This window comes from Paenibacillus silvestris (assembly GCF_009882985.1).
In the GTDB taxonomy this organism is placed as follows: Bacteria; Bacillota; Bacilli; order Paenibacillales; family NBRC-103111; genus Paenibacillus_E; species Paenibacillus_E silvestris.
Map to the genome: position 1 here is coordinate 87305 of NZ_WTUZ01000040.1, position 14401 is coordinate 101705.

Annotated in this window: 11 protein-coding genes; 1 reads left to right on the forward strand and 10 read right to left on the reverse strand. The window is 48.3% G+C overall.

Going from position 1 to position 14401, the window contains the following annotated elements; genetic code table 11:
* Positions 1–13 precede the first annotated feature (13 nt).
* The 6 genes from icmF to GQF01_RS32490 form a co-directional block, all read right to left on the reverse strand.
* Positions 14–3250 carry a fused isobutyryl-CoA mutase/GTPase IcmF gene (gene icmF / locus GQF01_RS32465; protein ID WP_328803577.1) on the reverse strand — a complete coding sequence of 1079 codons (3237 nt, stop codon included), beginning with the start codon at positions 3248–3250 and terminating at the stop codon, positions 14–16.
* A 70-nt stretch (positions 3251–3320) separates the two neighbouring features.
* Positions 3321–4229, reverse strand: coding sequence for a methylisocitrate lyase (prpB, locus tag GQF01_RS32470; RefSeq protein ID WP_161411251.1), 909 nt, complete (start codon positions 4227–4229; stop codon positions 3321–3323).
* A gap of 27 nt (positions 4230–4256) precedes the next feature.
* Positions 4257–5705, reverse strand: a complete 1449-nt coding sequence (locus GQF01_RS32475) for a bifunctional 2-methylcitrate dehydratase/aconitate hydratase (RefSeq protein WP_161411253.1) — start codon at positions 5703–5705, stop codon at positions 4257–4259.
* Between the two features lie 39 nt (positions 5706–5744).
* A complete protein-coding gene (gene mmgD, locus GQF01_RS32480) occupies positions 5745–6854 on the reverse strand; it encodes a citrate synthase (protein ID WP_161411254.1) in 1110 nt (369 codons plus the stop codon).
* A 33-nt stretch (positions 6855–6887) separates the two neighbouring features.
* A complete protein-coding gene (locus GQF01_RS32485) occupies positions 6888–8030 on the reverse strand; it encodes an acyl-CoA dehydrogenase (RefSeq protein WP_161411256.1) in 1143 nt (380 codons plus the stop codon).
* Positions 8031–8244: 214 nt separating this feature from the next.
* Positions 8245–9216, reverse strand: a complete 972-nt coding sequence (locus tag GQF01_RS32490; RefSeq protein WP_235960774.1) for a Gfo/Idh/MocA family protein — start codon at positions 9214–9216, stop codon at positions 8245–8247.
* Between the two features lie 253 nt (positions 9217–9469).
* Between GQF01_RS32490 and GQF01_RS32495 the strand changes: the two genes are divergently transcribed.
* On the forward strand, positions 9470–9874 hold the full coding sequence (locus tag GQF01_RS32495) for a CBS domain-containing protein (RefSeq protein WP_161411258.1): 405 nt from the start codon (positions 9470–9472) through the stop codon (positions 9872–9874).
* Between the two features lie 375 nt (positions 9875–10249).
* Here GQF01_RS32495 and GQF01_RS32500 read toward each other — a convergent pair whose 3' ends face one another.
* From GQF01_RS32500 to GQF01_RS32515, 4 genes are all read right to left on the reverse strand, one after another.
* Positions 10250–10855: a nitroreductase family protein gene (locus tag GQF01_RS32500; protein WP_161411259.1), complete on the reverse strand. Its 606-nt coding sequence runs from the start codon at positions 10853–10855 to the stop codon at positions 10250–10252.
* 187 nt (positions 10856–11042) lie between these two features.
* Complete coding sequence (locus GQF01_RS32505) at positions 11043–11879, reverse strand: sugar phosphate isomerase/epimerase family protein (protein WP_161411261.1); 837 nt, start codon at positions 11877–11879, stop codon at positions 11043–11045.
* Positions 11880–11965: 86 nt separating this feature from the next.
* The gene (locus tag GQF01_RS32510; protein WP_161411263.1) at positions 11966–12745 is read right to left on the reverse strand and encodes a VOC family protein; all 780 of its coding nucleotides are present in this window, start codon (positions 12743–12745) and stop codon (positions 11966–11968) included.
* Positions 12746–12811: 66 nt separating this feature from the next.
* Positions 12812–14362, reverse strand: a complete 1551-nt coding sequence (locus GQF01_RS32515; RefSeq protein ID WP_161411266.1) for an RNA polymerase sigma factor — start codon at positions 14360–14362, stop codon at positions 12812–12814.
* Positions 14363–14401: the final 39 nt, after the last annotated feature.

Sequence of the window (14401 nt, forward strand, 5' to 3'; positions counted from 1 at the left end):
CCTCTTCTGCTCTCTACATGTTTCTGCGATATTGCCCGCCAACCTGATACAGCGCACGTGTAATTTGCCCGAGACTCGCGACCTTGACAGTTTCCATCAATTCCGCAAAGATATTACCGCCGGACAGCGCCACTTCTTGAAGCTTCTGCAGTGCCACTGGAGCTGCCTGTTGATTTCGATCAAGAAACTCCCGAAGATGGGTAATTTGTTGATCTTTCTCCGCAGTTGATGCTCGAGCAAGTGGAATATCCATGTCCCCTACAGGTGGATTTGGATTCAGGAACGTATTGACGCCAATGATCGGCAAGTCACCTTCATGTTTTTTCATCTCATATAGCATCGATTCATTCTGAATTTTACCCCTCTGATACTGCGACTCCATTGCGCCGAGCACACCGCCACGATCACTAATGCGCTCAAGCTCTTGCAGAACAGCCTCCTCGACCAAATCTGTCAATTCCTCAATGATAAAGGAGCCCTGAAGCATGTTTTCGTTTTTGATAAAACCAAGCTCTTTCGTAATGATCAACTGAATCGCCATCGCTCGGCGAACCGACTCTTCCGTAGGCGTTGTTACAGCCTCATCATAAGAATTTGTGTGCAGGGAATTGCAGTTATCCAGCAGCGCCATCAAAGCCTGAAGCGTCGTTCGAATGTCATTAAAATCCATTTCCTGCGCATGCAAAGAACGCCCTGAGGTTTGTATATGATATTTCAGCTTCTGGCTGCGATCGTTCCCGCCATATTTAACTTTCATAGCCACAGCCCATATGCGGCGCGCTACTCGGCCGATGACGGTATATTCCGGATCTAACCCATTGCTGAAAAAGAAGGAAAGATTCGGCGCAAAGTCATCAATCGACATCCCACGGGATAAATAATATTCCACATATGTAAAGCCATTCGCCAGTGTAAAAGCGAGCTGTGAAATCGGGTTCGCCCCAGCCTCCGCGATATGATAACCGGAGATGGAAACCGAATAGTAATTCCGCACTTCCTGATCGATGAAATACTGCTGAATGTCGCCCATCATCCGCAGCGCGAATTCTGTAGAAAATATACAGGTGTTCTGTCCCTGATCCTCCTTCAAAATATCCGCTTGCACCGTTCCCCGAACGGATTTCAGCGTTGTTCTGCGAATTTCGTTGGCCTCATCCCTTGTTGGCTCTCTTCCGCATTTCTGCGCAAAACGTGCGATCTGATCCATCACCGCCGTATTCATATACATCGCCAAAATGATTGGTGCAGGCCCATTAATCGTCATGGATACAGATGTCATTGGATCACATAGATCGAAGCCGGCATACAGCTTTTTCATATCATCTAACGTGCAGATACTGACGCCGCTTTCGCCAATTTTGCCATAAATATCTTGCCGCTCCGCAGGATCCTCCCCATACAACGTGACAGAGTCAAAGGCTGTGCTGAGACGTTTGGCTTGATCATTTTTGGATAAATAATGAAATCTCAGATTCGTTCGTTCTGGCGTGCCCTCTCCTGCGAACTGACGTTTGGGGTCTTCTGCTGTACGTTTAAAAGGAAACACGCCTGCGGTATACGGAAATTCGCCAGGCACATTCTCTCGGTACAGCCACCGGGTAATATCGCCAGTATCTCGGTATTTAGGCAGGCTGATCTTCGGAATATCTAGTCCCGATAAGCTTGCCGTGGTAAGTTCCGTCACGATTTCTTTATCCCGAATCCGGGTAATGAACGTCTTTCCGCTGTATTGCTTCTGACGTTCGGGCCACTGAGCCAGCATACGGAGCGTATCTTTATGCATCTGATTCTCTAAGCTCAGCTTGATAGCTTGCAGCGTAGCTAAGCTTTCATCTGCAGCTTGGGCTTGCCTTGCAGCAGCAATAGCGCCATCCAACCTGTAGCCAGAACTCGCCAATTCCGCCTCCTTTTCAGCAAAAGCATGATAGGACCGTATGCTCTGAGCGATTTCACCCAAATATCGCGTTCGATCCACGGGAATAATAACATGCGTTTTCGAATGAGCCTTAGGCGCGAAGCCATCCACTCGCCATTGCAATGTGCACTTACGGTTCAACGTATCGATTAGTGCCTTAAATAACGTATCTACACCGATATCGTTAAATTGACTAGCCATCGTGCCATAGACTGGCATCGTTTCATAAGGCTCAGAGAATCTGCTGTGATTTCGCTGCACCTGCTTCTTCACATCTCGGAGTGCGTCCTCTGACCCTCGCCGATCGAATTTATTGATCGCCACCAAATCTGCGTAATCAAGCATATCGATCTTCTCCAGTTGCGAAGGCGCACCGAATTCGCTAGTCATCACATAAAGGGAAACATCTGCAAGTTTAGTAATCTGGTGATCCCCTTGACCAATTCCACTCGTTTCGATAAGGATCAGATCAAAGCCCGCTTCTTTCAGAACAGCAATAGCAGGACTAATCGCAGCGGATAATTCATTTCCCGAGCCACGTGTAGCCATACTGCGCATATACACACGCTGTGAATGGACAGCATTCATGCGTATCCGATCCCCAAGCAAAGCTCCCCCGCTTCGCTGTTTGGTTGGGTCCACCGATAGAATCGCTATCGATTTATCCGGATATTGCCGCAGGAAGCGCTGGACGATTTCGTCTGTTAAGGAGCTCTTACCCGCTCCTCCTGTGCCAGTGATCCCAACAATGGGGCACGCTGTCACCTGTCCCAGCGAGTTGACTGGATCTTCTGACGGTCTACCCGCTTCAGTTTCACATGCGAGTTCCGCCGCTGTAATACGCTGCGCAAGTGACCTATGATCCTTCCCTCCCTTGGTACCGATACCTCCCTCCAGATCCGTAGCAACCGTACAGAAATCGCATTCTTTCATCATGTAAGAAATCATGCCTTGAAGCCCTAATTCCCTGCCATCGTCTGGCGAAAAAAGGCGTGTAACGCCATAGTCATGCAGCCGTTTGATCTCCGAAGGCAGGATGACGCCGCCCCCTCCACCGAATACTTTGATGCGGGAGGCTCCCTTTTCACGCAGCAAATCAATCATATAGGTGAAAAATTCAACATGTCCGCCTTGATAAGAGGAAACGGCAATGCCTTGAACATCTTCCTGAATCGCTGCCTGCACAATCTCTTGAACCGACCGGTTATGACCCAGATGAATAACTTCCACTCCGCTAGCTTGCAGAATCCGCCGCATAATCGTTATTGACACATCATGACCGTCGAACAAAGCGGAAGCCGTGACGAATCGCACTTTATGATTCCCTGATGACACCGCTGAACCTCCTTTCCCCCTGATGACGGATGTGCACAAAAACCCCACCGACATTAGGTATCAGTGAGGCCTAGCCCTTATCGGGCAAAACGGTTTTGGCAATTTTTCCATCCAGCGCTTCATACTCGAAATAACGAATCGTCTCGTATAGCTCACTGCGGGTTTGCATGTGGCTTAGAGATTGCTTCTGCGTGCCGGTCCTCTGAATCTCCTCAAACACGATCTCCATTGCCTTGGCCGCTACACGCAGGGAAGTAACGGGGTAAATCACCATGCGAAATCCCCAGCTTTCAAACTGCTGCGCCGTAAAATACGGCGTTCTTCCGAACTCCGTCATATTTGCGAGTAGTGGAGAGTCTAACGCTTGACTAAATCTGAGGAATTCCTCCTCCTTCTCCAGTGCTTCTGGGAAAATGGCATCTGCGCCTGCCGCTACATAATGCTTCGCCCTTTCGATTGCTGCGTCCAATCCTTCCACACTTTTCGCATCTGTGCGCGCTATCAAATATAGGGAAGGGGAAACGGCCTTGATCGTTTGGATCTTTTGCATCATCTCCTCTGTGGAAATCAGCTTTTTCCCGTTCAAATGCCCGCATTTCTTCGGCATTTCTTGATCTTCTATTTGAACGGCTGCGACTTTAGCTTCCACCATCTCTTTCGCCGTTCGTGCGGCATTCAGAACACCTCCGAAGCCGGTGTCGATATCAACCAGCAGCGGAAGACCTGACGCGCGAACCAGCTCACGGGCGCGCTCTGCCACCTCATTGGAGTAGATGAGCCCCAAATCCGGCAGTCCTCTGCTAGCCGTATAAGCCGCACCAGAAAGATAAATGGCTTCAAACTTGGCTTGCTTGGCAATAAGTGCTGCCATCCCATCGTGTGCGCCGGGAATTTGGACAATAGGACCCTCTTCAACGAGTTGACGAAAGCGGGCAGCTAATTGATTTTGATCAGGTTCTTCTTCAATAAGCCATGCCATAGGAACCTCCTGCATTCATACCATCGGTCAAATAACAAAAAGCGAAAGGAACTCCTGACATGGCGTTTGAATGAAACGCTCGTAATCGAGAGTAAGGTTCAAAATGTCAGCCGATTTTTTCTTAGGGAAGCGGGTTAGAAGGTTAGACTCAAATTTCTCTATCACCTTGGGAAGCCCTTCCGCACGCCGCCTGCGATGGCCGATCGGGTATTCACAGACAACTTTCTCCGTAGAAGAGCCATCCTGAAAATGAATTTGGACCGCATTCGCGATCGAGCGTTTGTCCGGGTCCAGATAATCCTTGCTGTACTGCTCCTCTTCGGTCACGATCATCTTCGCCCTTATCGCATCTATTCGCGGATCTTTCGCGATGCTGTCTTCATAATGCTCAGCTGTAAGTGTCCCATACAGCAGTCCGATAGCGACCATGTATTGCAAGCAATGATCCCGGTCCGCCGGATTCGACAAAGGTCCTTTTTTATCGATGATCCGGATTGCGGATTGATGGGTAGTAAGCGTGATAGATGCAATTTCCTCTATACGTTCGCTTATCAGAGGATGCAGCTCAAGCGCGCATTCCACTGCTGTCTGTGCATGAAATTCGGCAGGAAATGAAATTTTAAATAAAATATGTTCCATCACATAAGAATCAAGCGCTCGCCCTAGAGTTAGCTCCTTGCCTCGGAATAACACATCTTGAAAGCCCCACGTTTTGGCCGAAAGCGCGGTTGCATATCCCATTTCGCCGCCCACAGCCATTAAGGCCAGACGAACGGCGCGGCTTGTTGCATCCCCGGCAGCCCAGGACTTGCGCGAGCCTGTATTTGGTGCATGCCTATACGTTCTTAAGCTGGCTCCATCAATCCATGCATTCGAAAGAGCGCTGCACACTTCCGCTTTGGTTCCACCTAACATGGCTGTGGCCACGGCTGTTGAAGCTATTTTAACAAGATGAACATGATCTAACCCTACACGATTTAAGCTATTTTCTAGCGCCAGTACGCCTTGAATCTCGTGCGCCTTAATGCACATTGTGAGGATATCCTTCACATAGAGCGGCATTTTACCCTCTGCCACCCTGCAGCGGCTAATATAGTCGGCAAGCGCCACAATACAACCTAAATTGTCGGATGGATGCCCCCATTCTGCAGCCAACCACGTATCGTTATAATCGAGCCAACGAATCATGCATCCGATATTGAATGCGGCATGTACGGGGTCGAGCTCATATCGGGTTCCTGGCACCCGGGCGCCTCCTGGCAAGCTCGCTCCTGGCACAATCGGGCCCAAGTGTTTCGTACACTCTGGAAAACGCAGTGCAAGTAAGCCGGTTCCGAGGGAATCCAATAAGACATGCTGCGCAATGCGATACGCCTCTTCACTTGCAATATGTGCGTTTAACGTGTAATCAGCTATTTCTTCAATTAATGGGTCAAAAGTCATCTCCTTATCGGCAATGTTCTCGTATCCACTCATTCACAATGTCGTCCTTTCTGGCAAATTAATTTCCAGCGCTCAAGGATGTAAGTTGCGAGGTCCCGTATACTGTACACGAGGCCGGAATAGCCGATTATTCGCATGCTGCTCCATCACATGGCTGCTAACGCCAATTGTACGGGCAGCGAGAAATACCGGTGTGAACAATTCAATTGGAATACCGAGCAAATAATAGACAGGGGCTGCGTAATAGTCCAAGTTCGGATGCAGATTTTTCTCGCGTTTCATGACTTCCTCACCAACCACACACATCGTGTACAGCTCAGGTTGATTTTTCTCTAAAGCAAGTGCCGCTAACGCATCTTTCATTAGCAGTGCGCGTGGATCGGCTTTTCTCATATAAACCCGATGACCGAAACCCATAATACGCTCTTTCCGAGCTAGCTTGCTTAACATGAGCGTTTCGAGGTTGCCTTCCGAACCTGCCGCAAGGAGCATCTCCATGACCGCTTCATTGGCGCCTCCGTGCAGCGTTCCTTTCAACGAAGCAACTGCGCCTGTAAGCGCGCCATATAGATCAGACTGTGTCGAAGCAATCACTCTTGCCGCGAATGTCGAATTCGGCATTTCATGCTCGCTATAAACGATGAGAGATTGGTCAAAAATATCCTCTTCCATCTTCGTGGGTACCTTCCCCGTAATCATGTACAGAAAATTAGCTGAATAAGATAGGTCCTCACGTGGTTCTGCGAACGTTTGTTTGGTCTTAGCTTGATAGCCATTTGCTACAATTTGCGGTACCTTCGCCAGCAATCTGATTGCTTTTCGTGTATTTGCCTCCCTAGAACGGTCTTCAAGCTCATTATCGTAGCTAGCCAAAGCTGAAATCCCTGTTCGCAGCACATCCATTAGGTTGGATTGTTCAGGCAGCAACCGAAGAATCGAACAAACGTTCGATGGCAGTCCGTATTCGCTTTTAATTCTCTCCTCAAACGCCACTCGTTCATCTTCATCAGGCAGATCGCCCTCAAGCAACAACGCTGCAACATCCAAATAGGTAACATGCTGCGCAAGCTCAATGAGGTCATACCCACGAACAACAATTTCTTCTTTCTCAACATCCAGAAAGGAAATCCCCGTCTCACTTGCAATGACATTCTCCAGTCCAGGGTGATAGCTGTTACTCATCTCATCGCTCCCCTTCCTCTCTTCCTGCCGCGTCTAGTCGGCAAGCAGCATGCGGGAAATCACAATACGCTGAATCTCATTCGTCCCTTCATAGATTTGTGTGACCTTCGCGTCGCGCATATAGCGCTCTACTGGATAATCTTTCGTGTATCCGTAGCCACCGAAAATTTGAACAGCTTCAATACTGACAGCTACAGCCGTATCACTGGCAAAAAGCTTCGCTATGGCAGCCTCTTTCCCATATGGCAAGCCTTTGCTTTCCTTCCATGCTGCTTGATAGGTCAGCAGTCTAGCCGCTTCAATCTGGGTCGCCATATCAGCAAGTTTAAAAGCAATGGCCTGCTGCGCTCCGATCGGCTTCCCGAACTGCTTGCGCTGCTTCGCATAGGCAATGGAAGCTTCCATCGCTGCCTGGGCGATCCCCAGCGCCTGCGCGGCAATGCCGATTCGCCCGCCGTCCAGACTTCGCATGGCAATTCGGAAGCCCTCACCCTCCTCGCCCAGCAAATGACCCGCAGGTACGCGGCAATTCTCGAATTGCAGTTCGAGAGTTGGCGAAGAGCGGATGCCCAGTTTTTTTTCCTTGTGGCCGAAAATGAAACCCTCGGACCCTTTCTCTACGAGAAATGCGCTGCACCCGCGCTTCTTGTTCACTAGATCCGTCATAGCAAAAACGATATAGATGTCCGCTTCGCCGCCATTTGTGACGAAAAGCTTGGAACCATTTAGTACATAATGGTCTCCATCCCTGACAGCCGTTGTTTTCATCGCTCCCGCATCAGAGCCTGAGCCACTTTCTGTCAAGCTGTATGCGCCTAGCTTCTTGCCTTGAGCCAGCGGCCGCAAAAACGCTATTTTCTGCGCTTCCGTCCCGTACTTGGAGATCGCCCAAGAAACTAAGGATGTATGAACGGAAAGCATCACACCAGTAGAAGCACACGCCTTCGAGAGTTCCTCGACGACAATGGCATACGTCAAGAAGTCGGAGCCGATCCCCCCATATGCTTCAGGCCACGGGATTCCCGTCAGGCCAAGCACTCCCATTTTATCGAACAGGGTACGATCGAATCGTTCTTCTTCATCCCTTTTAGCAGCCGTAGGTTCAATTTCGTTTTTGGCAAAATCCCGCACCATAGCACGAATCATATTCTGTTCATCCGTTAAGGCCAGTTCCATATGATCGCCTCCTTCGACATGATAGCTATTCCTGCATGTTTGGCCGAGGATAAGATCGGTGAATTGCTTCTTCATGGGACAAGTTGTAACCGCTTCCAATAACATGTTTTATATATACACGTTACGCTGGAGGCTTATACCTGACAGGCTATGAAATTACGTATAGATGAAAAAAAACACCGCCATTAAGCGATGTTTGGTCTCAATCTTATTATTATCGTAATTTAACGGGCATCCCGCTTCTGGAAGACTCCAATGCAGCTAAAGTAATGCGCAGCGTGACAGCCGCGTCGGCGTAATCCGTCAAAATTCGTGACCGATCCCCGGTTTTGATCGCATGCAAGAAGGCATCTGTCTCGATTTCATAGGGATTGAGGAGGTTCTTATACTCCGTTGTTTGTGAACCTTCATGATTCTTTAGGTACCGACTTTGTTGGATTTCCAAAACACCTTTATCTGTAAACAGTTCCAATCCCGATCGATGCCCGAAAGGTAGCATGCACGTATTCGTGATGGACGCAACGGCACCACCTGCGAGCTTTAAAGTCACAGCTCCAACATCAGCCACATCAACGCCGTCATGCTTCGTATGCATATGCTGCTGCGCATAAACCGCATATACTTCCTCTACTTCGCCAACCAAATAGCGAACCAAATCGACAATGTGTGTCGTTTGTTCGATAAATTGTCCACCAGAACCACTCTGCTTGCGCCACCAATGAACCCCTGGCATATCTCCTAGCCAACTGCCAACAGCCATACCAACTTTGCGGGTTTCCAGCAGTTCTTTCGCCTTTTGGACCGTATCCGTATATCGGATATGATAACCAACGGAGGTGATGATATTCCTGGTTGTCACCTGATCTTGGATGCGATTCACCGTTTCCATATCCAGTCCAATTGGTTTTTCGATCAGGAATGGGATATTTCGCTCCACAATTGCATCTTCAATACGACCATGCGCCATAGGTGGAACACTTATGTATACAGCGTCTGGTTTAACCGTATCCAGCATCTGTTCGATCTCGTCAAATGCTTGCGCACCAGCAAATTTCTGCGCGATCTTCTCTGCCTTGGGCAGCGAAGATCCTAGAAAAGCAACAACTTGTGCATCCTCCCTAGCGGCTAACAAACTTGCGTGCTTATCAGCAAACCATCCTGTTCCGGCAATTGCAATTTTCAACATGATGAAATACTCCTCCCAGTGGTTCAAATTAGCATAGATTCCCATAAGACAAGTATATACGTTGATGACAATCTTTTCTCTATTAATTTTTTTTGATAAAATTTGTTTTATACTGTTAGTAATTGTAGTCATTTGGGTATATGATAATGAAGTCTCTCTCGATTATGGAAAGATCTTTCAAGGCCTTTTGGTCAAAAGTATGGTTTAATGGATGTATCATGTTTTGAAAATTCCCTGAAAGGTAATTACGACCATGAAAACTGCCTCATTTCTTTTTCCGAAAGACAAAGTAGCCTTTATTAGGTCATCCTCTTCCATGAAGGAAGCAATGGAACAATTAGAGCAGCACTATTATACAGCACTTCCCATCGTTGATGAAGCCGGCAAATACGTTGGAACACTATCCGAAGGCGACCTTTTGTGGACGCTCAAAAATAAACCGGGTGTTTCCTTCGACAACATGGATGAGATCCCTGTAAGCACGATTAAAAAGCATATTCGCAACGAATGTGTCTCCATTGATGCTTATATGGAGGATATGCTAGCCAAAGCAGCCGATCAGAATTTTGTTCCCGTCGTCGATGATAAACAAATATTCTTAGGCATTATTCGCCGCAAAGATATTATCGCCTACTATATGAATAACATTACGGATTAAGAAAATAGGCTGTCTCAAAAAGTTCAAAAAAGAGGCTCTCCCTCATTCATTGAATGATTTGGGATCGCCTCTTTTTTATGAGCCGAATCGAATTAGCTGGAAAAACTCCCTTTGTTTCAAGCAAGTCGCCGCTAGATAAACTTAATAACTGGAAAAAATCCCGTTAATTCGCTGCTCCAATCCTGTTTCCGAGCTCAATCGTCCACATGAACAGGAGAAATTCCATGTATTCATGCCTATATCGGCGTTATTGGGCGATTTAGCGGTAGTATTTCCAGTTCATATAGTGAAGCTAGTTATTTAGCCCCAATCTCAGCGATCGTTGCATGCCCTCTTTCTAGCTGAACAGCCAACGTCTGGACACGGCTCCATCAACTAGAAGGCGCCTTCGATAATGCTCTCGCTAAGTGGACGTCGACCATTCGGCAGTTCGCGCTCTTGCAGTTCACTTGGCAAGCCCTCACTGGCTCCGCGGTAGCCTAGAGCAATTACCGCATGCAATTCATACGCCTCGGGTACGCCTAGCACTTCACGGGCTATATCTCTGTCATAGCCGCCGACAGCTCGCGTTGCAAGACCCAGCAAATGGGCTTGAAAAGCAAGCGAGGCCCAAGCTGCACCAGCATCGAACGCGTGGGCACCATTCAGGGCTCCGTCTTGACGGAGCTTGTGCGAAAGAACGAGCACAAGTACTGGCGCATGATCCGTCCACAAGCGGTTGTTCGGCTTAATGAATGATTGAAATTGCTGCTTCTGTGCTTCCGTTTTGGCAACGATAAATCGCCATGGCTGCAAATTGCTTGAGGATGGCGCCCAGCGCGCGGCTTCCAGGATTGTATAGAGTGTTTCGTCGGCAACCTCTTTCGGTTCAAAAGCACGTGAGGACCAGCGGTTCAGAAAAAGCGGGTGAACGGGGTAATCTACTTTCCGGTTCTCCTCTACTTCGGGGAGTAATACAGCTTTCTGTGCTTGGGTTGTCATGTGTCATCATTTCCTTTCTTCCAATTCCTGATTGGCTGAGAAATAAAAAAAAGAGACAACTTCTCTGGATAGAGAAAGTGTCTCCGTTAGAACGGTAGTCCTTGTGTATATACAGTAGCACTGTATAGGAAGTGTCGTCAATATTATTTCTTGTATTCCGATGAACTTTATCGGGAATTGAACAATTTCATGATGAAGTGATATACGGAGCGACCAGCTTCCGAACACGCTCAATCCCTTCCCACATGTCGCCGGTCCCGTCATAGACTACAGTAATCGGACCTTCGTACCCTGCTTGCTTCGCAATATCCATGCAGCGGATGAACTCGTCTGCATCTGGAAATCCTTCCGCATCCGTTTGTGCTTTGGCATGGATGGACTCGCTGAATGGAATCGTTTGGGCTAACGCTTCGAATTTGTCACTCCCTTTGAAATTGCCATAATCGGAAGTGAATCCAAGGACATCCTCGCATTTTTGCAGCAAAGTAAGACAATTATCAGCTACAGAAGTCAACGAGTGGAAATTTTCCGTAACCACCCTAACCCCGCGCGAGCTAGCATATTCCCCTAACTCTCTTAATGCATCAACCGAACGCGCTAAAGCTTGGACATCTGAAGGCTCCGCATCCCCTGCAATGACCCGAACTCGCTCTGCTCCCGCAAGTGCGGCAATATCAATCCATCCTTTAATCCATGCAATGTCTGAGGTTCTGCGATCCTCATCAGCGCTAGAGACATCTCCATACTCGAGTAGCAGGGTGTAGAAGCGTAGATTTGCTGATTGGAACGATTGTTTCAACGCTCCGAGATACTCTTCACTTGTCTCTGGAAAATGAAAATGGCAAACCTCCGCAGAGGCAAACCCTTTGTTGGCAAGTGTGGCTGGAAGCTCCAGCAGCGTAAGAAGTTCCGGTTGCTCCTGCGCTACCGTTATTTGTGTACGTGTCGATTCATCCCAGCGTGTCCACCGCAATGGACCTAACAATCGGTGCAAACTCCAACTCGTCAATGATAAAAATGGCATATGTTCAACCCTTCCTTACTCTGTTTGAACAGATTCTACCAAATCCACCCTACTGGAGACCATATGCCATCTCGCCGTTTCCTCTCTTATTGTGCTGTTTTGTCTGCTTCTTCCACAACCAGGTATCCATTCCCGTCCGGATCTTGAAAGTGGAAACAAGTAACACCTAATCGAGTTTCGATTCCCTCTTTAACAAGGCCACCTACAGAACGAACATGTTCAAGGGCGGCTTGCACATCCGGCGATTCCAGGATCATAATGGGGTTCGTTCGCGTTTCTAACTGAAGCTGCTCAAAGAATTTACTTGAGGACTGACTTAAGCGGTTATCGTCAATAAGCAGATGAGCTCCGCGATCCATTGGAATCACAGGCAAATCGCTGAACCGAAGATCTGGACCTGCGCTTTTCCCAACAAAAGCTTCATACCAAGCCGTCGTATCATCCATATCATCGGTATGCACCAGGATGCGGCTAATTTTTCGTAAAAAAACATTCGCAGGTCTTGCCTGCTTTAAACCTAAATCCCGTTTCGCTTGGCAAACCATATGAGAGTTCATATTGAAAACGGAAATATACTCATCTTCGATAACATCCGTCAAGACCGTGTGCGATCTGCTTTCGCAGAATTGATGCGCAGCATGGCTGTCATCGGTATCGAACATAATCGTTGGCGGAGACCCCCAGGTGTTCCGGTCTAGAATGATTTCTGTGCCCTCCAATGCAAAAATATAAATACCATGGGTGTCCTGATCAGGTTGGGGAACAATGGGTCGCTGAAACAAATTCGCGTACCATTCAATGGAGCGCTTTAGATCTTGAACGGGAATAAATACAGCTGGCATAAAAGCATTAATCGGATGTGACATCGTCGTTTTCCTCCTTAGTTGATTGTACAGCATATAGACACAGCGGCTGCATCATTTCTATCACACTCATTCAAAAATAGTTGCAATGAGGCGGATGCCTTCTTTTTCAGCCTCCCACGCTAGCATCAGCTCTTCCCTGATCTTGCTTATTTGGCCTGCATGACTGCCTCCGTAACCAAACGGAAAGCTCGGGTATAAGCGAGTGAAGGATTGGCTGACTTGCGTATAGCACAGCGCTGCCTCAGCCAGCTGCTGTTTGCGCCAGACATTGTTGCTGTTAGCCGACAGCTTCTGCAAATAGTGAGCCGCATGCTGACGAGCTTCGGCCAAAATCGCCACTTGATAGGCATGTCCATGCAGATCAAGTGAACCTTCTTCTACAGCCTCCAGCCATAGGCGGTAACCGTCAAGGCCGAAAGCATAGCCGTCCAAGGGAGGTTCTTTCCCTCTTGCATGCTCGATTATCGCTCGGAGCGCAGCATCCTCTGTTTGAGGTGGAGCCGCTCTACCGCGGATGCCGAGCACGAACAGCGGCGGTTGATCAGCTTTTCTTCCCAACTGGTCATAACGAATAGACCTTTCCTCGCGGTTATAACCTAGATATAGGATTTTCTGTTCGCTGTCATTGTAGCTATGGATAAACCCAAACTCATTACTCTGCATATTCCAAATAATTGCAGGTACATCCTGATCGATAGAACCATGTATGATGGATAAGAGATGAACTTGCTGTTCCGGCGTTAGTGTCTTGCGCTGAGGCCGCCCAAAACATGTTCCACGGATACCTAGTCGCTCCAGAATTCGATAGGCGGTATAACTCCAGTCGAAGGTTGCATTTCCTTGGGAGTGACAGCTTTTCGCCACATTCAAACGAAATGCATCACCCGAGATCCCCATCAGCTCCGTATGAGAAAGGTTCTCCTCTCCTACAGTCCGGAGCGCTTCACCAATCATAACGGACAGAAAAGCATAAGGACGAGAAAACACGGGATGCGGCAGCGTTCTTGTGACTGGCAGCCCACATCTGCTCCGCCCCTCAAGATAACGCTCGATTTCATTCCGGAAACGCTCTTCATTCGCTTTCACGCGTGCGCGAGACAACAAGTTATAGACATTGCTTTGCTTCATTCCGAAGCGGGCAGCCAGCTCTTCCGTCGTCGCTTCATCAAAAGCGCTGGCGGTTAAAACCTCGCGTGCCTGCTCGGAAAGCGCGCGCATAGAACTGCGAATCAACTCTTCGCCTTCTTCCCGCTCCTGCCAGGCACTTGGACTAGTCTCCTTGCCTCCACTAAACTCTCCCGAGCTCGATTCAGGGACTTCCTCGGTAACGTATTCGCTCCGGTTAGCCGCTCCACGAATCGAATTCATCGCGATACGGCGAACTATAATTCGAAACCAGCCACCGAATTTCGCTTCGTTTTTCAGGTCATGTATATTGTCTTTTACTTTGAGAAAAGCTTCCTGCACCACATCTTCTGCAAGAAAGGCATCCCGAACGATGGCTTGCGCCCAGGACAAGGCAGCTGAGCGATAATCGCTGAGAAGCTGCTCGAAAGCAATCGAATCCCCCTCTTTGACACGTCGTATAAGATCAGGTACTTCGCTATGGTTCCCCACTGGCAACCTCCTGCCATCTTTATTTCCCGTCTATATTCG